Raw genomic sequence first — 23,633 nt, forward strand, 5'->3', positions numbered from 1 at the left:
ACGGGGTGGGGGCGGGCCGCACACGGCGACCCGCCCCCACCACCCGCTTCGTTCAGCGTCCCCGGCCGCCGCCCTGCTTCGGGTCGGTCAGCCCGGCCCGCCGCAGCGCGTCCGCCATGGCGCTGTTGGCCGGCGCCGGAGCCCCCTGGCCCTGCCGGGACGCGCCGCCGCCACCGCCGCGCCGGTCCCGGCCGCCGCCACCCTGTCGGCCCTGGCCGCCACCGGACGGCTGCCCCTGGCTCTGGCCCTGGCGTTGCTTCGGGGGACGGCCGCCCCGCTCGCCGCGGCCCTGCTGCCCGCCGCCGGAGCCGCCGCCCGCGCCGGGCTCGTCGTCCAGCCGCAGCGTCAGCGAGATCCGCTTGCGCTGCACGTCGACCTCCATGACCTTGACCTTCACGATGTCCCCGGGCTTCACGACATCGCGCGGGTCCTTCACGAACGTCTTCGACAGTGCCGAGACGTGCACCAGACCGTCCTGGTGGACGCCGACGTCGACGAACGCGCCGAACGCCGCCACGTTGGTCACGACGCCCTCCAGCACCATGCCGGGCTCCAGGTCGCCGAGCTTCTCGACGCCCTCCTTGAAGGTCGCGGTGCGGAACGCCGGACGCGGGTCGCGCCCCGGCTTCTCCAACTCCTTGAGGATGTCCGTCACGGTCGGCAGCCCGAACATGTCGTCCACGAAGTCCGCGGCCCGCAGAGCGCGCAGGGCCTCCGCATTGCCGATCAGCGAGGCCACCTCGCCACCCGACGTCTTCCCCATCCGCCGCACCACCGGGTAGGCCTCGGGGTGCACGCTGGAGCCGTCGAGCGGGTCGTCGCCGCCCCGGATCCGGAGGAAGCCCGCGCACTGCTCGTACGCCTTCGGGCCGAGCCGCGCCACGTCCTTGAGGGCCTTGCGGGACCGGAACGGGCCGTTGGAGTCCCGGTGCGCGACGATGTTCTCCGCGAGGCCCGAGCTGATGCCCGACACCCGCGAAAGCAGCGGCGCGGACGCGGTGTTGACGTCCACCCCGACCCCGTTCACACAGTCCTCGACGACCGCGTCCAGCGAACGGGACAGCTTCACCTCGGACAGGTCGTGCTGGTACTGGCCGACGCCGATCGACTTCGGGTCGATCTTCACCAGCTCGGCCAGCGGGTCCTGGAGCCGCCGCGCGATGGAGACCGCGCCGCGCAACGACACGTCCATGTCGGGCAGTTCCTGCGAGGCGAACGCGGAGGCGGAGTACACCGAAGCGCCCGCCTCCGAGACCATCACCTTGGTGAGCTTCAACTCCGGGTGCTTGTCGATCAGTTCACCGGCGAGCTTGTCCGTCTCGCGGGACGCCGTGCCGTTGCCGATCGCGATCAGGTCGACCGCGTGCTCCTTCGCGAGGTGCGCGAGCTTCGCCAGCGCCTGGTCCCACTTGTTGGCGGGCACATGCGGGTGGATCACATCGGTGGCCACCACCTTGCCGGTGGCGTCGACGACCGCGACCTTCACCCCCGTACGGAATCCGGGGTCCAGGCCCAGCGTGGCCCGGGTCCCTGCCGGGGCGGCGAGCAGCAGGTCGCGCAGGTTCGAGGCGAAGACCCGCACCGCCTCGTCCTCCGCCGCCGTGCGCAGCCGCAGCCGCAGGTCGATGCCGAGGTGCACCTGGATCCGGGTCCGCCACGCCCAACGCACGGTGTCGCCGAGCCACTTGTCGCCGGGGCGGCCCCGGTCAGCGATGTCGAAGCGACGGGCGACCATGTTCTCGTAGGCGGAGGGGCCGGGCCGGTCGGCGGCCTCCGGCTCCTCCGGTTCCAGGACCAGGTCGAGCACGTTCTCCTTCTCGCCGCGCAGCATGGCGAGCACCCGGTGCGAGGGCAGCGCGGTGAACGGTTCCGCGAAGTCGAAGTAGTCGGCGAACTTCGCGCCGGCCTCCTCCTGGCCCTCGCGCACCTTCGCCGCGAGCCGGCCGCGCGTCCACATGCGTTCGCGCAGCTCGCCGGTCAGGTCGGCGTCCTCGGAGAACCGCTCCGTGAGGATCGACCGGGCCCCGTCCAGGGCGGCGGCCGCGTCCGCGACGCCCTTGTCGCCGTCCACGAACGCGGCGGCCGCCGCGAGCGGGTCGACCGACGGGTCGCCGAGCAGCCCGTCCGCCAGCGGTTCGAGCCCCGCCTCCCGGGCGATCTGCGCCTTCGTCCGCCGCTTCGGCTTGAACGGCAGGTAGATGTCCTCCAGGCGCGCCTTGGTCTCGGCGGCCCGGATGCTCGCCTCCAGCGCGGCGTCGAGCTTGCCCTGCTCACGCACGGATTCGAGGATCGACGTACGCCGCTCCTCCAGCTCCCGCAGATAGCGCAGCCGTTCCTCCAGCGTGCGCAGCTGCGCATCGTCGAGGGATTCGGTCGCCTCCTTGCGGTAGCGCGCGATGAACGGCACGGTCGATCCGCCGTCGAGCAGCTCGACGGCCGCCCTGACCTGTCGCTCACGTACGCCGAGCTCCTCGGCGATCCTGCCTTCGATGGACGTCGTCACGGTTTTCCCGACTCGCCTTCTCGTACTGGCTGTGCTGGCCGTGCTCGTGTCGCGATGAGCACGTTCTTGCTTGCCGGGGGGCATCCCCCCTGGTCTGCATTGTGCCGGGTGGCCGGGGGCCGTGTCGCGTGACCTCGGGCAACACGCCCGGGGCCCCCGCACCGGTGCGGGGGCCCCGGGCGGTGCGGGGGCCTGTCCCGGGTCAGCCCTGGCCGGTCGCCGAGGCCGGGAAGGCGCCCGCGGCGGCGGCCGTGAAGAGGAAGCCGCGCGCGAGTTCGGTGAGCCGCTCCACGCCCTCCGCGCCCAGGTGCCGGTACGGGGCGGTGTCCATGCGGTCCGTCGCCTCCTCGATCTCCGCGCGCAGCGCCGTGCCCGCCCCGGTCAGCGCCAACTCCTCGCCGTCGGCCACCAGTCCGCGCTCCCGCAGCCGGTCGGACGCCGCCTCCCAGTCGGTGCGGCGCCAGCCGCGGGTGGACAGGATCCAGCCGATCGCCATGCCCTTGCCGGTGGCCGTGTGGCTGACGAGCGATTCGAGCGGGTCCAGGCCGGCCGCGAGCAGGGCGGCGAGATGCGCGTCGCCCCGGTGCTCGCGCAGCAGGGTCGTGGCGTGCCAGAACGCCAGGTGCGGCTCCTCGGGCACCGGCAGATCCGCGTGCGCGGCGTACAGCGGGCGGGCGTGCGGGGTGCAGGCCTCGGTGGCGCGCAGCGCGAGGCGGGCCGCCTCCGCCATCTCGTCGGAGGCGATGATCTCCTCGCCGAGCAGCCGCCGCAGCGTGGAGTCCGCCGCCCGTATCCGGGCGTCGAGAACCACGTCGGGGGAGGCGGTCTCCCAGACGGCCGGCACATGGCGGGCCACCAGCACGGGGTTGAAGTTGTAGAAGGTGGCGCCGACGGTCCCCGCGCCCACCGCGCCGAGCGCGGCGGCCCGGGTTGCGAAGTAGGCGGCGGCGGGATCCTCGATGCCGATCTTCGCCATCTCCGCACCGAGGTCGGGGGAGAAGAAGATGCAGGAGTGCAGTGGGTTGACGGCGTTGTGGCAGCGGCGCTCCGCGCGGGCCGGGAGATTACTCATACCAGCACGTTACCGACTGGTCGGTACGGAGTGGAACCCCGGGGGAACGGAACGATCCTCCAGCGCGGGTCCAGCGTAGGCCGAGCGCTGATCGAGGGCAGGCCGATGGCAGGAAAGGTGGGGTACTCGTCATTGCGGCCATCGTCGCCCACCGCACAGGATGGCGGACGTGAAGCAGCGAACCGTCCTCGTCGTCCTCTTCGATGGCATCCAGAGTCTCGACGCCACCGGCCCGATGGAGGTCTTCGCCGGAGCCTCCCGGTCTCCGGGCGTCTCCTACGACCTGCGGACCGCCTCGCTCGACGGCGGACCCGTCCGGTCCACCTGCGGCCTGACCCTGGTGCCCGACAGCAGCCTGGCCGACGCGCCCGCACCGCACACCCTGCTGGTGCCCGGCGGGCAGGGCACCCGCGGCTCCCACCCGGAGCTGACCGGCTGGCTGCGCGAGCACGGGCCGAGGGCGGAGCGGCTCGTCTCCGTGTGCACCGGCGCCCTGCTGCTGGCCGAGGCGGGCCTGCTGGACGGCCACCGGGTCACCACCCACTGGAACTACTGCGAGCGGCTGGCCCGCGACTACCCGGCCGTCCGGGTCGACCCCGAACCGATCTTCGTACGGGACGGGAGACTGGCCACCTCGGCGGGCGTCACCGCGGGCATCGACCTCGCGCTCGCGCTCGTCGAGGAGGACCACGGCCGGGACCTCGCCCTGGACATCGCCCGGCACCTCGTGGTGTTCCTGCGCCGCCCCGGGAACCAGGCCCAGTTCAGCGCCCAGCTCAGCGCCCAGACCGCCCGGCGCGAACCGCTGCGCGAGGTCCAGCACTGGATCACCCAGCACCCGGACGCCGACCTCGGGGTCGACGCCCTCGCGGCCCGCGCCCGGCTCTCGCCCCGGCACTTCGCCCGCGCGTTCCGGGCGGAGACCGGAACGACCCCCGGGCGGTACGTCGAGCGCGTCCGCCTGGAGCACGCCCGCCGGCTCCTGGAGGACACCGCCGACGGTGTCGAGCGGATCGCCCGCGCCAGTGGCTACGGCACCCCGGAAGCCATGCGCCGTGCCTTCGTGAAGACCCTCGCGACGGCGCCTGCCGAATACCGCCGCCGCTTCCGCACCCCCGCATCCAGCACCTGACCGCCGACAGCGCCCGATCGTCAACTGCACCCTGACCGCCGACAGCGCCGTCACAACAGCGCCCGACCGTCGCCAGAACCGCCACCGACCGAACCGAGAGGCAGCTCCCGTGCAGATCGCCATCCTGCTCTTCGACCGTTTCACCGCCCTGGACGCGGTGGGCCCCTACGAGATCCTCAGCCGTGCGCCCGGCGCCGAGCCCGTCTTCGTCGCCGAACGGACCGGCCCCGTCCGCAACGACAGCGGGAGCCTCGCGCTCGTCGCGGAGAAGACGCTCGCCGAGGTGCCCTCCCCGGACCTGGTGATCGTCCCCGGCGGTCCCGGCCAGAGCGACCAGATGGAGAACGAGGCCCTGCTCGGCTGGCTGCGCTCGGTCGACGCCACCAGCACCTGGACGACCTCCGTCTGCACCGGTTCGCTGCTGCTGGCCGCGGCCGGGCTCCTGAAGGGCAGGAGGGCCACCTCGCACTGGCTGGCGCTGGAGGCGCTGAAGGAGTTCGGCGTCGAGCCCACCGGGGAGCGCGTCGTCCTCGACGGCAAGTACGTCACCGCCGCCGGGGTCTCCTCCGGCATCGACATGGGGCTGACCCTGCTCGGCCGGATCGCGGGCGACGACGTGGCGCGCTCGGTGCAGCTGCTCACGGAGTACGACCCGCAGCCGCCCTACGACTGCGGATCACCGGAGAAGGCGCCCGCGGCCCTCGTCGAGGAATGGCGGGCCAGGAGCCGTCACATCACGCGGTAGGCCCCGTGGTCCAGGTGAACCGGGGCGCGCGCCGCTCCAGGAACGCGGCGACGCCCTCCGCCGTGTCACCGCTACCCCGCGCCTCCCCGGCCCAGTGGGCGTCCCGGTCCGTCCGGCCCGCCGCGAACTCCTTCGCCGCGGCCTGGGTGAGCAGGGACCGGGACGCCAGGACCCGTACGTACTCCTCGACCCGCTCGTCCAGGCCGCCCGAGGGCAGCACCTCGTCGACCAGGCCGGTGCGCAGCGCCCGCTCCGTGTCGATCAGCTCGCCGGAGAACAGCAGATGCTTGGCCGTGGCCGGTCCGACGAGTGCGACCAGCCGCCGGGTCGAGGAGGCGGGGTAGACGATGCCGAGCTTGGCCGGGGTGACCCCGAAGGAGGCCCCCTCCTCCGTGAACCGCAGATCGCAGGCGGCCGCGAGCTGACTGCCGCCGCCCACGCAGTAGCCGCGTACGGCGGCCAGCGTCGGCCGGGGGAACGCGGCGAGCGCGTCCTCGGCCGCCACCGCCAGGCCCTGGGCGGATTCCGGGATCTCCCGCAGCGTGGAGATGTCGGCCCCGGCGCAGAAGGTGTCCCCGGCTCCGGTCAGCACCAGCACCCGGACCGCCGGGTCGGCCGCGAGCCGCTCCAGCAGCTCCGGCAGACTCCGCCACATCGCGGTGGTCATCGCGTTGCGCTTGGCCGGGTTCGCGATCACGACGGTGGCGACGCCGCGCTCGACGGACGTGATCAGCCGGGGTTCCGTACGGTCCATGCGCCGGATGCTATCCGGAGGGTTCGAACCTATGATCAAGAAGGGGTCGCGGGGCGGGCACGCACCGTAAGGAGTCGTCGATGAACGAACCCACCGTCGAGGGCAGGAAGCTCAGCCGCAGTTTCGGCTGGCTCGCCCTGCTCGGCACGCTGCTGGTGATCGCGGGCGTCATCGGCCTCGTCTACACCGGCGTCGCCACGCTCACCTCGATGCTGCTCTTCGGCTGGCTGCTGCTCGTCGGCGGTCTGGTCGGGCTTCTGCACGCGATCGAGTCACGCGGCACGAACTACTTCTGGCTGGGCGTGGTGGTCGCGGCCCTCAACATCGCCGCCGGCGTCGTCGTCATCAAGCACCCCGAGGGCACGGCCGAGGCGCTGACCATGTTCGCCGCCCTGCTCTTCCTGACCGGCGGGGTCTTCCGGCTGGTCGGCAGCGTCGTGGTGCGCGGTCCGCAGATGGGCTGGACGCTGCTGCAGGGAGCCTTCGGCCTGCTCCTGGGCCTGCTGGTGCTGTTCGACTGGCCGCACAGCAGCCTCTACGTCCTCGGCTGCTTCTTCTCGCTGGCCCTGTTGTTCGACGGTCTCGGACTGATCGCCTTCGGTCTCGGTGGCCGACGGATCGTCAGCATGGTCGCGGGGCGGCTCGATGAAACTGCTCCGAACTCGGACGAGCCGTTCACATCACCAGAAGGCGAGCAGAAGTAGTCCCTGGGCTGTCGGGGACACGCGCGTTTGGTCAAATAGCGCCGATACCTGGCTACTTCCGGTCAGTGGCACGGTCCGGACCAGGCCATTCCCAACACTCTTTACTCGACGGTCAGTGCAGTGCGAGTGAGAGCTGGTGCCGGACGATGGAGAGCCTCGGGAGTGCCCCCGCCGACCCCGTGTCGTACGAGGGGGTGTGGCGCTTCACCGCCTCCGCCGTGGACGCCTCCGTGCCGAGCGCCCGGCACGCCGTACGCGACCTCCTCGGCAGGCAGGGCGTGCCGATCGAGGACGACATCCTCCAGGGGCTCCTGCTGATCGTCTCGGAGCTGGTCACCAACGCCGTCAAGCACGCGGCGCTCCTCTCGCCCGAGCTGGCCGTCGAGGTGGCCATCGCCGCCGACTGGGTCAGAGTGTCGGTCGAGGACAACCACCCCTACCGCCCCACCGCCCTGGAGACCGACTACGCGCAGACCGGCGGCCGGGGCCTGCTGCTGGTCAAGGTGATCACCGCCGAGGCGGGCGGCACCTGCGACGTCGAGCACACCGCGAGCGGCGGAAAGATCATCTGGGCGGCGCTGCCGTTGAAGACGCAGCTCTGACCGCCCCGTACGGATACGAGCGAGGGTTCACCAGCCCGCGGAGGGGCCCGTCAGCTCACGGATCGCCGGCCGCGCCGCGTCCAGCACCGTCATGAACCACGCCGAGAACGGCGCCCGCGCGTGCCGCTCCGCCAGCTCCGCCGCCGTCACGAAGGCGGTCTCCCCGACCTCTTCGGGGTCCGGCTTCAGCGCCGTCTGCGCCATCCCCACGAACAGGTGGTTGAACTCCTGCTCCACCAGGCCCGAGGCGGGATCCGGGTGGTTGTAGCGGACCGTTCCGGCCTCGGCCAGCAGCGAGGGGGAGAGCCCGAGCTCCTCGTACGTACGCCGGGCGGCGGCCGCGAACGGGGCCTCGCCCGGATAGGGGTGCCCGCAGCAGGTGTTCGACCAGACGCCGGGGGAGTGGTACTTGCCGAGTGCCCGGCGCTGGAGCAGGAGCCGCCCCTGCTCGTCGAAGAGGAACACGGAGAACGCGCGGTGCAGCTGCCCGGGGGCCTGGTGGGCCGCCAGCTTCTCCGCGGTGCCGATGGTGGTGCCGTTCTCGTCGACCAGTTCGAGCATGATCGCTTCTGCGGTGCCGTTCGACGAGCTGTGCGTCGCGGTGGCTGGTGTGGTCGGCATACCCATCCTTCGCTTTGGTCCCCGGCCTCGTGCGCCGGACCCCTGGAGTCCGGTCAAGTCTGCCGTACAAAAGCCGCTTGTCCGCACTTCGGGTCCGGGCATGTCCGTCCCGCCGCGCCCCTCGGGCACGGCGGGACGGACGGGTCATCAGACCCCGAAGGCCGCCGGATAACGGATCATGCCCGCCGGAACAGGGACGGAATCGTCCAGTACCAGGGCCATCATCGCCTCGTCCGGCACCTCGAAACCTGGCCGGATTCCGTACCGCGAGGCCGGTACGAAACCGAAGCGCGGGTAGTACTCGGGATGGCCGAGCACCAGCACCAGCGCCTCACCGCGCATCCGGGCGGCGTTCAGCACCGCCCGCACCACGGCCTGCCCGGCACCCTGCCGCTGGTACGCGGGAGAGGTGGCCACCGGGGCCAGTGCGAGCGCCGGGGCGTCGCCGACCCGGCAGCGGGTCAGCAGCGCGTACGCCGCCGGGGAACCGTCCGGGGCCTCGGCGACATGGCCGAGCTCCGGCAGCCAGGCCTCGGCGTCGGCCCGCAGGGCGTCCACGAGGTCGGCCTCGTCCCGGGTCGGGAAAGCGGCCGTGTTGATCGCGTGCACGGCAGCACGGTCCGCCGGTGTCTCCGGACGGGTGGTCCATCGAGGATCGACGGGGCGCGGCACATACACGCCGTGGCCGTACTCGTCGGGGGTGGAGGACGCCTCGGTGCGCGAGGCGTTGTCAGTGTGGTCGGTCAACGTGGGAACCCTTGAGTGTGAGGGCTCCGACCCGATCCGGGAAGAAGCGGACCTAGCCGGAAACCCGGGAGATGAGGAAGGATCGATTACCGCGCCGGGAAGGCGTCGTCGTGACCGTCATCAACCTCAGCTCCTCTCGTCAGGGTCCCGGTGTCACCGGGCTCCGCTCCACCGCGAGACTCGAACGTCTCAGCGAACCGAGACTAGCACCCCTCGGCCCGCACGCGGAGGGCCTCAGTGGCAGAGCCGCGCCTCGTGCTCCGCGTGACCGCTCGGCTCCAGCTGGAAGGTGCAGTGCTCCACGTCGAAGTGGTCCCCGAGGCAGCCCTGCAGCTCGTGCAGCACCTTCTCGTGCCCTATCGAGTCGAGCATCTCCTGACGCACCACCACGTGGGCGGAGAGCACCGGCATGCCCGAGGTGATCGTCCAGGCGTGCAGATCGTGGACGTCCAGGACCCCGGGCAGCTCCGTGATGTGGGCCCGTACCTTCGCCATGTCCACACCCTTGGGCGCCGCCTCCAGGAGCACGTTCAGGGTCTCCCGCAGCAGCTTCACGGTCCGGGGGACGATCATCAGGCCGATCACCAGGGAGGCGATCGGGTCGGCGGGCTGCCAGCCGGTCGCCATGATGACGCCGGCCGAGATGATCACGGCGAGCGAGCCCAGGGTGTCGGCCAGCACCTCCAGATAGGCGCCCCGCACGTTCAGGCTCTCCTGCTGCCCGCGCGTCAGCAGCGAGAGGGAGACGACGTTGGCCACGAGACCGACGGCGGCGAACGCGATGGCCAGGCCGCCCTTCGTCTCGGCCGGGGTGATGAACCGCTCGACCGCCTCGAAGACCAGATAGCCGCCGACCCCCAGCAGCAGCAGACAGTTCGCGAGCGCCGCCAGGATCTCCGCTCGGGCGAAACCGAAGGTGCGGTTCGGCCCGGCCGGACGGTTGGCGAAGTGGATGGCGAGCAGCGCCATCCCGAGCCCCAGGGCGTCGGTGGCCATGTGGGCGGCGTCCGCGATCAGGGCCAGCGAGTCGGAGAGCACCCCGCCGACGATCTCCATGACCATCACGCTCAGCGTGATTGCCAGGGCCACCCGGAGCCTGCCCCGGTACGCGGCGGCCGCCGTGCCCGTCGGTGGCGGCCCGCCGTGCGTATGCCCGTGATCGTGGCCAGCCCCCATGCGAAACGCCTCCAGGTCCGTGCGTCGGCGCCGGGGCGAAACCGCCCCGACATGGCCAGTGAACTACGGGTGGGGGGTATCAGGCAACACGGCACTGAACACCGTTGTCATGTGCTCTGACCTGCGGAAACGTTCCGCAGGTCAGAGCATTGACACGATCACTCGCGCACGGCCGAGAGGCCCCCGCCGCCCGTCACGGACGTCGCTCGTCCAGCGCCTCGGGGTGGCGCAGGCACCAGCCCTCCCAGGCCGACTCCACCATCTCGCGCACATCCCGCCGTGCCGTCCAGCCCAGCTCCTCGGTGATCCGCGCGGCCGACGCCACCGCCTTCGGCGCGTCACCGGCCCGGCGCGCCTCGACCACCGGCTTCGGGCCGCGGCCCGTCACCTCGCCGATCACCTCGGCCAGCTCCCGGACCGAGACCCCCTCGCCCCGGCCGACGTTCAGCGTCAGGTCGCCGGCGCCCGCTCCGTCCAGCCGCCGCGCGACGGCGAGATGCGCATCCGCCAGATCGGCGACATGGATGTAGTCGCGGACGCAGGTGCCGTCCGGCGTCGGGTAGTCGTCGCCGAAGATCCGCGGGGCCTCACCACGCGTCAGCCGCTCGAACATCATCGGCACGATGTTGAAGACCCCGGTGTCCGCGAGCTCGGGTGCGGCGGCGCCCGCCACGTTGAAGTACCGCAGACAGGCGGTCGAGATCCCGTGGGCCTTCCCGGCGGCCCGCACCAGCCACTCACCGGTGAGCTTGGTCTCGCCGTACGGATTGATCGGGAGACAGGGCGTCTCCTCCGTGATGAGGTCCACGTCCGGTACGCCGTAGACGGCCGCCGACGACGAGAAGAGGAAGCGCGACACCCCCGCCGCGACCACGGCCTCCAGCAGGACGGCCAGCCCGGCCACGTTCTCCCGGTAGTACAGCAGCGGCTTCTCCACGGACTCGCCGACCTGCTTCTTCGCCGCGAGATGCACCACACCGCTCACCGCGTGGTCGGCCAGCACCCGGTCCAGCAGAGCCCGGTCGGAGGCCGAGCCCTCCACCAGCGTGACCGCGTCCGGCAACCGTTCCACGATGCCGCTGGAGCGGTCGTCGAGCACCACGACCCGCTCGCCCGCCGCCACCATGGCCCGCGCCACATGTGCCCCGATGTATCCCGCCCCGCCTGTGATCAGCCATGTCATGCCCGTCAGCCTAAGGGCCTGTCGTTCGGATCATGCCGGGCTCGCGTGCCCCGGCACGCGCATCTGCGGCGTTGTCATCAGTCACCAACGCTCCGCGTTGCCTCAATCCTCCGCCTTGCAGCTGCACGCACCGGACCCCGCTCCCTGATCCGGCCTGATCCGAACGACAGGCCCTGGCCCGCCCTCCGGCACCGACCGGCGGTTTGTGGGCCGGGCCCCCGATCGATGATGATGATCGCCAACGCCGCCCGGGCTTGCAGGTCCACCCGTACAGCGCACAAACGGGCGGTGAATTCGGCCTTCCGTTCATCCGATAGCCTCAGCCGACACGCCGCCGGCCCGCCCCGTGGCCGTGCCGCCGCGTGCCGTCCACGTCAGTGCCAAGGAGTGAGTTCGTCTGTCGACCGCCATCCTCACCGGTGCGCCGGTACCCGGGTCGTCGCTCGCGGACGATCTGCGGTCCCTGGGCTTCGACGTGCAGACCGCCGCCGACGCCGGTGACGCCGCAACGCTCCTCGCCGCCGTCCCGGCAGGCCGCCGGGTCGCCCTCGTCGACCCGCGTTTCGTGGGCCACGTCCACGCGCTGCGGCTCGGGCTGACCGACCCGCGCTTCCCCGCCGCCACCGTCCCGGGCGCGCTCACCGCCCAGCCCGAGGCGCGCGGCGCCCTGCTGCGCGCCCTGCACCGCACCGCCGCCGCGGTCGGCGCGGGCGCCCCGGTCGTCGAGCCGGACGCCGACCCCGCGCCCGAGGACCGCACCGTCCCCGGCCGGATCGCCGTCGCACTGGAGGCCGAGGGCACCGCCGTACAGCGCCCCGCCCTCGGCTCGCTCGTCGCGGTCGTCCCCACGGACCCGGAGCAGCAGGCCGCCGCCGAGGCGGGCCTCGCCTCGGTCGACGACGAGGCGGTACGGCTGCGCAACGCGGTGAAGGCCCACGACGGGTTCTTCACCACGTACTGCATCAGCCCCTACTCCCGCTACATCGCCCGTTGGTGCGCCCGCCGCAACCTCACCCCGAACCAGGTCACCACCGCCTCGCTGATCACCGCGCTCATCGCGGCCGGCAGCGCGGCCACCGGCACCCGGGGCGGCTACGTCGCCGCCGGGATCCTGCTCCTGGTCTCCTTCGTGCTGGACTGCACCGACGGGCAGCTCGCCCGCTACTCGCTGCAGTACTCCACGATGGGAGCCTGGCTGGACGCCACCTTCGACCGGGCCAAGGAGTACGCGTACTACGCCGGGCTCGCCATCGGCGCCGTACGCGGCGGCGACGACGTGTGGGCCCTCGCACTCGGCGCGATGGTCCTCCAGGCCTGCCGCCACGTTGTGGACTTCTCGTTCAACGAGGCCAACCACGACGCGGTCGCCAACACCAGCCCCACCGCCGCCCTCTCCGACAAGCTCGACAACGTCGGCTGGACGGTCTGGGTGCGGCGGATGATCGTGCTGCCGATCGGTGAGCGCTGGGCCATGATCGCCGTGCTCACCGCGCTCACCACCCCCCGCGTCGTCTTCTACGCCCTGCTCGTCGGCTGCTCCTTGGCCGCCTGCTACACCACGGCCGGCCGCCTGCTGCGCTCGCTGACCCGCAGGGCCAGCCGCACCGACCGCGCCGCCCGGGCCCTCGCGGACCTCGCCGACTCCGGCCCCCTCGCCCAGGCCGTCGCGGCCGTCGCCCCCGGACTCCGGGGCGCGTTCACCGCCCCGGCCGTCGCCCTGCTCGGGACGCTGGTCATGATCGGCGGTGCCCTCTTCCTCCCGTACGGCAGCCCGCTGACCGTCGCCGCGGCCGCGGTGTACGTGGTCCTCTCCGGCCTCGCCGTCGCCCGCCCGCTGAAGGGCGCGCTGGACTGGCTGGTGCCGCCGTTCTTCCGGGCCGCGGAGTACGTCACGATCCTGGTGCTGGCGGCCCGCAGCGACGTCCCGCACGCCGTTCCGGCAGCCTTCGGGCTGGTCTCGGCCGTCGCCTACCATCACTACGACACGGTGTACCGCATTCGCGGAGGCACCGGCGCGCCGCCCCAGTGGCTGGTGCGGACGATCGGTGGACACGAGGGCCGGACCGCGCTGGTGGTCGTCCTCGCCGCCGTACTCACCCACACCTCAGGTTTCACCACGGCCCTGACCGCGCTCGCGGTCGCCGTGGCTCTGGTGGTGCTCGTGGAGTCCATCCGCTTCTGGGTGTCCTCCTCGGCCCCCGCCGTACACGACGAAGGAGAACTCGCATGATCGGCCTCGTACTGGCAGCCGGTGCAGGACGACGTCTGCGCCCCTACACGGACACGCTTCCCAAGGCGCTCGTCCCTGTCGACGGCGACAAGACGGTCCTCGACCTCACGCTCGCCAACTTCGCCGAGGTCGGACTCACCGAGGTCGCGATCGTCGTCGGCTACCGCAAGGAGGCCGTCTACGCCCGCAAGGCCGAGCTGGAAGCGACCTACGGCGTCACCCTCACGCTCATCGACAACGACAAGGCCGAGGAGTGGAACAACGCCTACTCCCTCTGGTGCGCCCGTGACGTCATCAAGCGCGGCGTGATCCTCGCCAACGGCGACACCGTGCACCCGGTCTCCGTCGAGAAGACCCTCCTGGACGCCCGCGGCAAGGGCCAGAAGATCATCCTCGCCCTGGACACCGAGAAGGTCCTCGCCGACGAGGAGATGAAGGTCATCACGGAGGAGGGCAAGGGCGTCCAGCGAATCACGAAGCTGATGGACCCGGCCACCGCGACCGGCGAGTACATCGGCGTCACCCTCATCGAGGCCGAGGCCGCCGAGGAGCTTGCGGACGCGCTGAAGACCACCTTCGAGCGCGACCCCGACCTGTACTACGAGGACGGCTACCAGGAGCTCGTCAACCGCGGCTTCACCGTCGACGTGGCCCCCATCGGCACCGTGACCTGGGTCGAGATCGACAACCACGACGACCTCAAGAAGGGCCGTGAGATCGCGTGCCAGTACTGACCCGGCTCATTCCGTCCCCGGTCGTCGTCGACATCCGGCGCGGCGCCATGGACGATCTGGCGGGTCTCCTGGCCGATCAGCGGATCTCCTCCTCGGGCAAGCTCGCCATCGCGATCAGCGACGGCTCCGGGCGCGCCCTGCGGGAGAGGCTCGCCCCGGTCCTGCCGGGTGCCGACTGGTATCCGGTGTCCGACGGCACGATCGACTCGGCGGTGAAGCTCGCCGACGGCATCAAGGGCAACCGGTACGACGCCGTCGTCGGCCTCGGCGGCGGCAAGATCATCGACGTGGCGAAGTACGCCGCGGCGCGGGTCGGGCTGCCCATGGTCGCCGTCGCGACGAACCTCTCGCACGACGGCCTGTGCTCGCCGGTCGCCACGCTGGACAACGACAACGGGCGCGGCTCCTACGGGGTCCCCACCCCGATCGCCGTGGTCATCGACCTCGACGTGATCCGTGAGGCGCCCGCCCGTTACGTCCGTTCCGGCATCGGCGACGCGATCTCGAACATCTCCTGTGTCGCCGACTGGGAGCTGGCCCACGAGGTCAACGGCGAGGAGATCGACGGCCTGGCGGCCGCGATGGCCCGCCAGGCGGGCGAGGCAGTGCTGCGCCACCCCGGCGGGGTCGGCGACGACGCCTTCCTGAAGGTGCTGGCCGAGGGGCTCGTGCTGACCGGCATCTCGATGTCGGTCGCGGGCGACTCCCGCCCGGCCTCCGGCGCCTGCCACGAGATCAACCACGCCTTCGACCTGCTGTTCCCCCAGCGCGCGGCCAGCCACGGCGAGCAGGTCGGCCTCGGCGCCTGCTTCGCCATGCATCTGCGCGGTGCCCGCCAGGAGTCCCTCCTGATGGCATCGATACTGCGCCGCCACGGTCTGCCGGTCCTGCCGGAGGAGATCGGGTTCAGCGTCGACGAGTTCGTCAGGGCCGTCGACTACGCGCCGCAGACGCGTCCGGGACGCTTCACGGTCCTGGAGCACCTCAACCTGTCCACCGACCAGATCAGGGACGCGTACGCCGACTATGCGACGACCATCAGTAGCTGAACTCCGTCCGGTCGTTCACCCCCCGGGCGTGAAGGACCGGCGCAGCGGCGAGCACTGGGCCGGGCGCATGTACATGCGCGAGATCTCGCTGCGCGTGGACCGCTACCTGGTCAACACCCGCGTCACGCCGAACCAGGTCACGTACGTGATGACGCTGGCCGGCGCGCTGGCCGCCCCGGCGCTGCTGGTGCCGGGCGTCTGGGGCGCCGTGCTCGGCGTGGTGATGGTCCAGCTCTACCTGCTGTTCGACTGCGTGGACGGCGAGCTGGCCCGCTGGAAGAAGCAGTACTCGCTCAGCGGGGTCTACCTGGACCGGGTCGCCGCCTATCTGTGCGACGCGGCGGTGCTCGTCGGCCTCGGCCTGCGCGCCGCCGACATCTGGGGCGAGGGCCGGATCGACTGGCTCTGGGCGTTCCTCGGGACGCTCGCCGCGCTCGGCGCGATCCTCATCAAGGCCGAGACGGACCTGGTCGGCGTGGCCCGCCACCAGGGCGGGATGCCACCGGTGAAGGAGGCGGCGTCCGAGCCGCGCTCCTCCGGCATGGCGCTGGCCCGCAGGGCGGCCGGGGCGCTCAAGTTCCACCGGCTGATCCTCGGGATCGAGGCCTCGCTGGTGATCCTCCTGGTGGCCGTGATCGACGCGATCGGGGGCGACCTCTTCTACACCCGCCTGACCGTCGCGGTGATGGCCGGCATCGCGCTGCTGCAGACCCTGCTGCACCTGGTGTCCGTCCTGGCGTCCAGCAGGCTGAAGTGACCTTTCCCATGAAACTGGGCGCGGTGATCATCACCATGGGCAACCGCCCGGACGAGCTCCGCGCCCTCCTCGATTCGGTCACCGCCCAGCACGGTGACCGGATCGAGGTCGTGGTGGTCGGCAACGGAGCCCCGGTCCCCGATGTACCCGCCGGGGTGCGGACGGTGGAACTGCCCGAGAACCTGGGCATCCCCGGCGGCCGCAATGTCGGCATCGAGGCGTTCGGCCCCTCCGGCGCCGACGTGGACGCGCTGCTCTTCCTGGACGACGACGGGCTCCTCCCGAACCGGGACACCGCCGAGCTGTGCCGGCAGGCGTTCGCGGCGGACCCCGAGCTGGGGATCGTCACCTTCCGGATCGCCGATCCGGACACCGGCGCCACCCAGCGGCGGCACGTGCCCCGGCTGCGGGCCGCCGACCCGATGCGCTCCTCGCGCGTGACCACGTTCCTGGGCGGCGCCAACGCCGTACGCACCCGGGTCATCGCCGACGTCGGTCCGCTGCCGGAGGACTTCTTCTACGCCCACGAGGAGACGGACCTGGCCTGGCGGGCGCTGGACGCGGGGTGGATGATCGACTACCGCGCGGACATGGTGCTGAACCACCCCACCACCGCCCCGTCCCGGCACGCGGTCTACCACCGCATGGTCGCCCGCAACCGGGTCTGGCTCGCCCGCCGGAACCTGCCCGCCCCGCTGGTCCCCCTCTACCTGGGGGTCTGGCTGCTGCTGACCCTGGTGAGACGTCCTTCGGCGCCCGCGCTGAAGGCATGGTTCGGCGGATTCCGGGAAGGCTGGTCGACCCCCTGCGGGCCTCGGCGCCCGATGAAGTGGCGTACGGTGTGGCGGCTGACGAGGCTGGGCCGACCTCCGGTCATCTGAGAGGCTTTCCTCTGAGAGCATGAGGCGTATTTTCTTTCCGGAACCTGTCCGCCTGAGCCGCGCCCGCGACTGGCTGCGCGTGAAGACGAGAGTTTCAACTTGTGAGTGACACGACCCACGACGGTGGGGTAGCCCTCGGGACCCCGCCGTCCGCCGACGAGGGCCTCGACGCGGCCCAGCTGGCCGCCAAGTACGGACTGACCGTGAGCGGCGCCAGGCCGGGGCTGATCGCGTACATGCGACAGCTCTGGGGACGACGCCACTTCATCCTGGCCTTCTCCCGGGCGAAGCTGACCGCGCAGTACAGCCAGGCCAAACTGGGCCAGCTGTGGCAAGTGGTCACGCCCCTGCTGAACGCCGCGGTCTATTACCTGATCTTCGGGCTGATCCTGGGGACCAGGGAGGGGATTTCCCACGACGTCTTCGTGCCGTTCCTGGTCACCGGCGTCTTCGTCTTCACCTTCACCCAGAGTTCGGTGATGGCGGGCGTCCGCTCGATCTCCGGCAACCTCGGACTGGTCCGGGCCCTCCACTTCCCCCGGGCCTCGCTGCCCATCTCCTTCTCGCTCCAGCAGCTCCAGCAGCTGCTGTTCTCGATGATCGTGCTGGTCGCGGTCGCCATCATCTTCGGCAGCTACCCCTCGCTGTCCTGGCTGCTGGTGATCCCCGCCCTGATTCTCCAGTTCTTCTTCAATACGGGCCTGGCCCTCGTCATGGCCCGGCTCGGCTCCAAGACCCCCGACCTCGCGCAGCTGATGCCGTTCGTCATGCGGACCTGGATGTACGCCTCGGGCGTCATGTTCTCCATCCCGGTGATGCTCAAGGACAAACCGGCCTGGATCGCGGACGTGCTGCAGTACAACCCGGCGGCGATCTACATGGACCTGGTCCGCTTCGCCCTGATCGACGGATACGGCTCCGAAAACCTGCCGGACCACGTCTGGGCCGTCGGTGTGGGCTGGGCCGTGCTGCTGGGCGTCGTGGGATTCGTGTACTTCTGGAAGGCAGAGGAACGGTACGGCCGTGGCTGAGGACAACGCACAGGGGCGCATCCCCACGGTGATCGCCGACGACGTGCACATCGTGTACCGGGTCAACGGCACTGGCGGGGGCCGGGGCAGCGCCACCGCCGCGCTGAGCCGCATGATGCGGCGCGGCAAGGGCGAGCCGCGGGGCGTCCGGAAGGTGCACGCCGTGCGCGGTGTCTCCTTCACCGCCTACCGCGGCGAGGCCATCGGTCTCATCGGCACCAACGGCTCCGGCAAGTCGACGTTGCTGCGCGCCATCGCCGGCCTGCTGCCGACCGAGTCCGGCCACGTGTACACGGACGGTCAGCCCTCGCTGCTCGGTGTGAACGCCGCGCTGATGAGCGATCTGACCGGTGAGCGCAACGTCGTGCTCGGCGGGCTGGCGATGGGCATGAGCCAGGACGAGATCCGTCAGCGCTACCAGGAGATCGTGGAATTCTCCGGCATCAACGAGAAGGGCGACTTCATCACCCTGCCGATGCGGACGTACTCCTCCGGTATGGCGGCGCGGCTGCGCTTCTCGATCGCCGCCGCCAAGAACCACGACGTCCTCATGATCGACGAGGCGCTGGCCACCGGTGACCGCAAGTTCCGGGTCCGCTCGGAGGAGCGGATCCGCGAGCTGCGCAAGGAGGCGGGCACCGTCTTCCTGGTCAGCCACAACAACAAGTCGATCAGGGACACCTGCGACCGCGCGCTGTGGCTGGAGAAGGGCGAACTCCTGATGGACGGTCCCACCGAGGAAGTCCTCAAGGCGTACGAACGCGAAACGGGCAAGTAGCCCGAAGGTACTCCGTGGCCCCCGCCGGACCGGTCCGGCGGGGGCCGTGCGGTGTTCGGCGCCGTGCGGACCGTCCGCAGTAGGCCCCAGGGGCGATCTCCTCCCGGCGGATGACGTCAATTCCGCCGCGCGCGGGGAAGGTTGACGGGCATGGCCGGGAAACGGCGGCGGGCGCTCCACCCCGCCGATCTCCTGTGAGCTGTACAACGTAAGCTGTAGTGGTGCTGATTCATGGCAAGTAGGGCGATAAGCCCCGGCACCGGCCGCTCTGCCGCAGTGCACTCGGAAGGCTGAACGGCGTGTCCGAAAAGGGTTGTTTTGGATCAGCAGTGTAGAACGGGAGATGTGACGGCAATGACGGAAGATCTCCAGCTCCGGCGTGGTTTCGCCGTCCCCGCGCCGGGCGGTCCGCAGTGACCTCGACCCCCGACACGCGCATCGGTGACGCCACCCTGGGCAAGGCCGCGGACGAGAATTTCCCCGTGGCGCCCTTCTTCCTGCCCCGCGCCTGGCGCGACGACCTGATGGCGGTCTACGGCTTCGCCCGGCTCGTCGACGACATCGGCGACGGCGACCTCGCCCCCGGCGGCGCCGACGCCCGTCACCTCGGCCTGGAGCCGGAACAGAGCGACGACCGCCTCGCCATGCTCGACGCCTTCGAGACCGACCTGCACCGGGTCTTCGCCACCACCGGCGAGGAGCCGCACCACCCGCTGCTGCGCAACCTGCGCCCCACCGTGCGGCGCCGCGCGCTCACCCCCGAGCCCTTTCTCGGCCTGATCGAGGCCAACCGCCAGGACCAGAAGATCCGCCGTTACGGCACCTACGCCGAGCTCGCCGCCTACTGCGAGCTCTCGGCGAACCCGGTCGGCCGCCTGGTCCTCGCCCTCACCGGCACCGCGAGCCCGGAACGCATCCGCCGCTCCGACGCGGTCTGCACCGCGCTCCAGATCGTCGAGCATCTGCAGGACGTGGCCGAGGACCTGGAACGCGACCGGATCTATCTGCCCGCCGAGGACATGGAGCGCTTCCGGGTCGCCGAATCCGACCTGGCCGCGCCCTCCGCCGGAGCCGGTGTCCGCGCCCTGATCGCGTACGAGGCCCAGCGCGCGAGCGAGCTGCTGAACGAAGGCCCCCCGCTGGTGGGTAGCGTCAACGGCAGGCTCAAGCTGCTCCTGGCCGGATTCGTCGGCGGCGGGCGCAGCGCGCTCACGGCGATCTCGGCCGCCGGGTTCGACGTACTGCCCGGACCGCCCAAGCCCACCAAGCCCAGCCTGCTGCGCGAAGTGGGAATCGTCTTGCGAAGAGCGCGTGGAGAGAGGTGAGCCGGACCGTGGAGGGACAGACGACGTACATGTCGCCGCCGGTGCAGGCCGCATACAGTTACTGCGAGGCCGTCACCGGACAGCAGGCCCGTAACTTCGCCTACGGCATCAGACTGCTGCCGTACGAGAAGCGGCAGGCCATGTCGGCGCTGTACGCCTTCTCCCGTCGCGTCGACGACATCGGCGACGGGGAGCTGGACCCGGAGACCAAGCGGACCCGGCTGGAGAGCACCCGCGAACTGCTGGAGCGGATCCGCAAGGACGCGGTCGACGAGGACGACACCGACCCGGTGGCCGTCGCGCTCGCCGACGCCGCCCGCCGGTTCCCGCTCCCGCTCGGCGGGCTCGACGAGCTGATCGACGGCGTCCTGATGGACGTCCGGGGCGCGACCTACGAGACCTGGGACGAGCTGAAGTCCTACTGCCGGTGCGTCGCCGGAGCCATCGGCCGCCTCAGCCTCGGCGTCTTCGGCACCGCGCCGGGCGCCCGCGGGGCCGAGCGCGCCGCGGAGTACGCCGACACCCTCGGCCTCGCCCTCCAGCTCACCAACATCCTGCGCGACGTCCGCGAGGACGCCGCCAACGGGCGCACCTACCTGCCCGCCGACGACCTGGCCAAATTCGGCTGCTCGGCAGGGTTCCACCGGACCACCCCGCCCCCCGGCTCCGACTTCGCGGGCCTCATCCACTTCGAGGTCCGTCGAGCCCGCGCCCTGTTCGCCGAGGGCTACCGGCTGCTGCCGATGCTCGACCGCCGCAGCGGCGCCTGTGTCGCGGCGATGGCCGGGATCTACCGCCGCCTCCTCGACCGGATCGAGCGCGACCCCGAGGCCGTGCTGCGCGGACGGGTCTCGCTGCCCGGCCACGAGAAGGCCTACGTCGCGGTGCGCGGCCTGTCCGGACTGGACGCCCGCCACATCTCGCGGCTCACCTCCAGGGGGCGGGCCTGATGCGTTCCGGCAGCTCCGGCTCCTGGGCAACCCTCCAGTGGCCCGACGCGTCACCGACTGCGACGATCTCCAGGGTGAGGACCCGGCAGAGCGCACCGACCCGGCGAGAGGGGCACGCATGAACGACGACAGCCCGCGTCCCGTCGCCGTGGTCGTCGGCGGCGGCCTCGCCGGCGTCACGGCGGCGCTCCGCCTCGCCGACGCCGGACTCGACGTGACCCTCCTGGAAGGGCGGCCCCGCCTCGGCGGCCTCGCCTTCTCCTTCCAGCGCGGCGACCTCACCGTCGACAACGGCCAGCACGTCTACCTGCGCTGCTGTACCGGCTACCGCTGGTTCCTCGACCGGATCGACGCCGCCGGCCTGGCCCCGATCCAGGACCGCCTGGACGTGCCCGTGCTCGACGTCGGCCGGGCCGCGGGACCGCGCCTGGGACGGCTGCGGCGCACCGGCCTGCCCGTACCGCTGCACCTCGCCGGCGGACTCGCCGCCTATCCCCACCTCTCGCTCGCCGAGAAGGCGAGCGTGGGCCGCGCCGCCCTCGCGCTCGGCCGCCTGGACCCCGCCGACCCCGAGCTCGACCGCGTCGACTTCGCCACCTGGCTGCGCGGGCACGGCCAGTCGGAGCGCACGATCGAGGCCCTCTGGGACCTCGTCGGCGTCGCCACCCTGAACGCCACCGCCCCGAACGCCTCCATGGCGCTCGCGGCGAAGGTCTTCAAGACCGGCCTGCTCTCCGAGCCCGGCGCCGCCGACATCGGCTGGGCCACCGTGCCGCTCGGCGAGCTGCACGACACCCTCGCCCGCAAGGCCCTGGACACCGCGGGCGTCCGCACCGAACTGCGGGCCAAGGTCGGCTCCCTCAGCCGCACCGAGGACGGCCGCTGGAACGTCGAGACGGCGGGGGAGCGGATCACCGCCGACACCGTCGTGCTGGCCGTGCCGCAGACCGAGACCCACGACCTGCTGCCCGAGGGCGCGCTGGACGAACCGGACCTGCTGCTCGACATCGAGAACGCACCCATTCTGAACGTGCACGTGATCTACGACCGCAAGGTGCTGCGCAGGCCGTTCTTCGCGGCCATCGGCTCCCCGGTCCAGTGGGTCTTCGACCGCACCCACTCCTCGGGCCTCACCGGACCCGGGCAGTACCTGGCCGTCTCGCAGTCGGCCGCCCAGGACGAGATCGACCTCCCGGTCGCCGAACTGCGCTCCCGCTACCTGCCCGAGCTGGAACGGCTGCTCCCCGCAGCCCGCGGCGCGGGCATCCGGGACTTCTTCGTCACCCGGGAGCGCACCGCCACCTTCGCGCCGGCCTCGGGCGTCGGGCGGCTGCGCCCCGGCCCCCGCACCCGGCTGCCCGGCCTCCAGCTGGCGGGGGCCTGGACCGACACCGGCTGGCCCGCGACGATGGAGGGCGCCGTGCGCAGCGGCGCCGGCGCCGCCGACGCGGCGCTCCACGACCTCGGCCGCCCCCCAGGACATCCGCTGCAGGAGGCGGCATGAGCAGTACCACCGGAACAAGAGGAGAGTCTGTGACCCCGGCGAATCCGGCTTTCGACACCGTGGCGGACACCGCGGACGTCACCGCGCTTCTGGAGCGCGGACGAGCCCTGTCAGGGCCGGTCCTGCGGGCTGCCGTGGGCCGGCTCGCGCCGCCCATGGACACCGTCGCCGCCTACCACTTCGGCTGGATCGACGCCGACGGGCGGCCTTCGGACGGTGACGGCGGCAAGGCCGTGCGCCCCGCGCTCGCCCTGCTGTCCGCCGAGGCGGCGGGCGCGCCCGCTGAGGCCGGCATCCCCGGCGCCGTGGCCGTCGAACTCGTGCACAACTTCTCGCTGCTGCACGACGACCTGATGGACGGCGACGAGCAGCGCCGCCACCGCGACACCGTATGGAAGGTGCACGGCCCGGCCCAGGCGATCCTGGTCGGCGACGCGCTCTTCGCACTCGCCTACGACCTGCTGCTGGAGCTCGGCACGGTCGAGGCGGGCCGCGCGGCCCGCCGGCTGACCACCGCCACCCGCAAGCTCATCGACGGGCAGGCCCAGGACATCTCCTACGAGCACCGGGAGCGGGTCACCGTCGAGGAGTGCCTGGAGATGGAGGGCAACAAGACCGGCGCCCTGCTGGCCTGCGCCGTCTCCATCGGCGCGGTGCTCGGCGGCGCCGACGACCGTACCGCCGACACCCTGGAGGCGTACGGCTACCACCTCGGCCTCGCCTTCCAGGCCGTCGACGACCTCCTCGGCATCTGGGGCGACCCGGAGGCCACCGGCAAGCAGACCTGGAGCGACCTGCGCCAGCGCAAGAAGTCCCTGCCCGTCGTCGCGGCGCTCGCCGCGGGCGGCGAGGCCTCCGAGCGGCTGGGCGAACTGCTCGCCGCCGACGCCAAGAGCAATGACTTCGACAGCTTCTCCGAAGAGGAGTTCGCCGCCCGTGCGGCACTCATCGAGGAGGCGGGCGGCCGCGAGTGGACCGCCCAGGAAGCCCGTCGTCAGCACGCGGTCGCCATCGAGGCGCTGCACGCCGTCGACATGCCCCACCGGGTGAGGGAGCAGCTCACCGAGCTCGCCGACTTCGTGGTGGTTCGCAAGAGATGATCACTCTTCGCATATGACTCGCAGTCGCCGGCCGGCGCCCCATTACCGGGCGCCG

21 protein-coding genes and 1 pseudogene are annotated in these 23,633 nt (G+C 71.7%); 15 read left to right on the forward strand and 7 right to left on the reverse strand.

Annotated features, from left to right (window positions below; translation table 11 throughout):
• Nucleotides 1-52 precede the first annotated feature (52 nt).
• Nucleotides 53-2,503, reverse strand: a complete 2,451-nt coding sequence (locus IE272_RS13065) for a Tex family protein (protein ID WP_057666945.1) — start codon at nt 2,501-2,503, stop codon at nt 53-55.
• A 202-nt stretch (nt 2,504-2,705) separates the two neighbouring features.
• Entirely contained in the window at nt 2,706-3,575 is an 870-nt protein-coding gene (locus IE272_RS13070) for an SCO6745 family protein (protein ID WP_050362131.1), read from the reverse strand.
• Between the two features lie 169 nt (nt 3,576-3,744).
• Between IE272_RS13070 and IE272_RS13075 the strand changes: the two genes are divergently transcribed.
• On the forward strand, nt 3,745-4,707 hold the full coding sequence (locus tag IE272_RS13075; protein ID WP_056705593.1) for a GlxA family transcriptional regulator: 963 nt from the start codon (nt 3,745-3,747) through the stop codon (nt 4,705-4,707).
• A gap of 109 nt (nt 4,708-4,816) precedes the next feature.
• Nucleotides 4,817-5,452: a DJ-1/PfpI family protein gene (locus tag IE272_RS13080; RefSeq protein ID WP_050362128.1), complete on the forward strand. Its 636-nt coding sequence runs from the start codon at nt 4,817-4,819 to the stop codon at nt 5,450-5,452.
• Here the strand turns inward: IE272_RS13080 and IE272_RS13085 are convergent.
• Nucleotides 5,442-6,206, reverse strand: a complete 765-nt coding sequence (locus IE272_RS13085) for an enoyl-CoA hydratase/isomerase family protein (protein ID WP_050362127.1) — start codon at nt 6,204-6,206, stop codon at nt 5,442-5,444. The genes IE272_RS13080 and IE272_RS13085 overlap by 11 nt on opposite strands.
• An 80-nt stretch (nt 6,207-6,286) precedes the next feature.
• Here IE272_RS13085 and IE272_RS13090 point away from each other — a divergent pair, with 80 nt between their 5' ends.
• Together IE272_RS13090 and IE272_RS13095 are read left to right on the forward strand one after the other, a co-directional pair.
• Entirely contained in the window at nt 6,287-6,910 is a 624-nt protein-coding gene (locus tag IE272_RS13090; protein ID WP_190006894.1) for an HdeD family acid-resistance protein, read from the forward strand.
• Nucleotides 6,911-7,056: 146 nt separating this feature from the next.
• Nucleotides 7,057-7,512: an ATP-binding protein gene (locus tag IE272_RS13095; RefSeq protein WP_032792249.1), complete on the forward strand. Its 456-nt coding sequence runs from the start codon at nt 7,057-7,059 to the stop codon at nt 7,510-7,512.
• Nucleotides 7,513-7,539: 27 nt separating this feature from the next.
• Here the strand turns inward: IE272_RS13095 and idi are convergent, their stop codons facing one another.
• From idi to galE, 4 genes and pseudogenes are all read right to left on the reverse strand, one after another.
• Nucleotides 7,540-8,133: an isopentenyl-diphosphate Delta-isomerase gene (gene idi, locus IE272_RS13100; RefSeq protein ID WP_050362125.1), complete on the reverse strand. Its 594-nt coding sequence runs from the start codon at nt 8,131-8,133 to the stop codon at nt 7,540-7,542.
• A 147-nt stretch (nt 8,134-8,280) separates the two neighbouring features.
• A pseudogene (locus tag IE272_RS13105) lies at nt 8,281-8,826 on the reverse strand (GNAT family N-acetyltransferase); the annotation flags it as partial.
• Nucleotides 8,827-9,114: 288 nt separating this feature from the next.
• On the reverse strand, nt 9,115-10,056 hold the full coding sequence (locus IE272_RS13110) for a cation diffusion facilitator family transporter (RefSeq protein WP_190006895.1): 942 nt from the start codon (nt 10,054-10,056) through the stop codon (nt 9,115-9,117).
• 193 nt (nt 10,057-10,249) lie between these two features.
• Nucleotides 10,250-11,239, reverse strand: a complete 990-nt coding sequence (gene galE, locus IE272_RS13115; RefSeq protein WP_050362124.1) for a UDP-glucose 4-epimerase GalE — start codon at nt 11,237-11,239, stop codon at nt 10,250-10,252.
• A gap of 475 nt (nt 11,240-11,714) precedes the next feature.
• Here galE and IE272_RS13120 point away from each other — a divergent pair, with 475 nt between their 5' ends.
• From IE272_RS13120 to IE272_RS13170, 11 genes are all read left to right on the forward strand, one after another.
• Nucleotides 11,715-13,469, forward strand: a complete 1,755-nt coding sequence (locus tag IE272_RS13120; RefSeq protein ID WP_190006896.1) for a DUF5941 domain-containing protein — start codon at nt 11,715-11,717, stop codon at nt 13,467-13,469.
• On the forward strand, nt 13,466-14,203 hold the full coding sequence (locus IE272_RS13125; RefSeq protein WP_007452390.1) for a phosphocholine cytidylyltransferase family protein: 738 nt from the start codon (nt 13,466-13,468) through the stop codon (nt 14,201-14,203). Before IE272_RS13120 ends, IE272_RS13125 begins: the two co-directional genes overlap by 4 nt.
• A complete protein-coding gene (locus IE272_RS13130) occupies nt 14,191-15,252 on the forward strand; it encodes an iron-containing alcohol dehydrogenase family protein (protein ID WP_050362121.1) in 1,062 nt (353 codons plus the stop codon). Before IE272_RS13125 ends, IE272_RS13130 begins: the two co-directional genes overlap by 13 nt.
• Nucleotides 15,230-16,009, forward strand: a complete 780-nt coding sequence (locus IE272_RS13135) for a CDP-alcohol phosphatidyltransferase family protein (protein WP_073742675.1) — start codon at nt 15,230-15,232, stop codon at nt 16,007-16,009. The genes IE272_RS13130 and IE272_RS13135 overlap by 23 nt, the downstream gene beginning before the upstream one ends.
• Nucleotides 16,010-16,017: 8 nt before the next feature.
• The gene (locus IE272_RS13140) at nt 16,018-16,890 is read left to right on the forward strand and encodes a glycosyltransferase family 2 protein (protein ID WP_007452393.1); all 873 of its coding nucleotides are present in this window, start codon (nt 16,018-16,020) and stop codon (nt 16,888-16,890) included.
• Between the two features lie 101 nt (nt 16,891-16,991).
• On the forward strand, nt 16,992-17,921 hold the full coding sequence (locus IE272_RS13145) for an ABC transporter permease (protein WP_050362119.1): 930 nt from the start codon (nt 16,992-16,994) through the stop codon (nt 17,919-17,921).
• The gene (locus IE272_RS13150; RefSeq protein ID WP_050362118.1) at nt 17,914-18,699 is read left to right on the forward strand and encodes an ABC transporter ATP-binding protein; all 786 of its coding nucleotides are present in this window, start codon (nt 17,914-17,916) and stop codon (nt 18,697-18,699) included. Before IE272_RS13145 ends, IE272_RS13150 begins: the two co-directional genes overlap by 8 nt.
• Nucleotides 18,700-19,112: 413 nt before the next feature.
• On the forward strand, nt 19,113-20,024 hold the full coding sequence (gene hpnC, locus IE272_RS13155) for a squalene synthase HpnC (RefSeq protein WP_050362116.1): 912 nt from the start codon (nt 19,113-19,115) through the stop codon (nt 20,022-20,024).
• A gap of 29 nt (nt 20,025-20,053) precedes the next feature.
• Nucleotides 20,054-20,974 carry a presqualene diphosphate synthase HpnD gene (hpnD, locus tag IE272_RS13160; protein ID WP_190006988.1) on the forward strand — a complete coding sequence of 307 codons (921 nt, stop codon included), beginning with the start codon at nt 20,054-20,056 and terminating at the stop codon, nt 20,972-20,974.
• 118 nt (nt 20,975-21,092) lie between these two features.
• Complete coding sequence (gene hpnE, locus IE272_RS13165; RefSeq protein ID WP_190006897.1) at nt 21,093-22,478, forward strand: hydroxysqualene dehydroxylase HpnE; 1,386 nt, start codon at nt 21,093-21,095, stop codon at nt 22,476-22,478.
• A complete protein-coding gene (locus IE272_RS13170; protein ID WP_050362113.1) occupies nt 22,475-23,578 on the forward strand; it encodes a polyprenyl synthetase family protein in 1,104 nt (367 codons plus the stop codon). Before hpnE ends, IE272_RS13170 begins: the two co-directional genes overlap by 4 nt.
• The last annotated feature ends 55 nt before the right edge of the window (nt 23,579-23,633 follow it).

The organism is Streptomyces anulatus, assembly GCF_014650675.1.
Lineage (GTDB): Bacteria > Actinomycetota > Actinomycetes > Streptomycetales > Streptomycetaceae > Streptomyces > Streptomyces anulatus.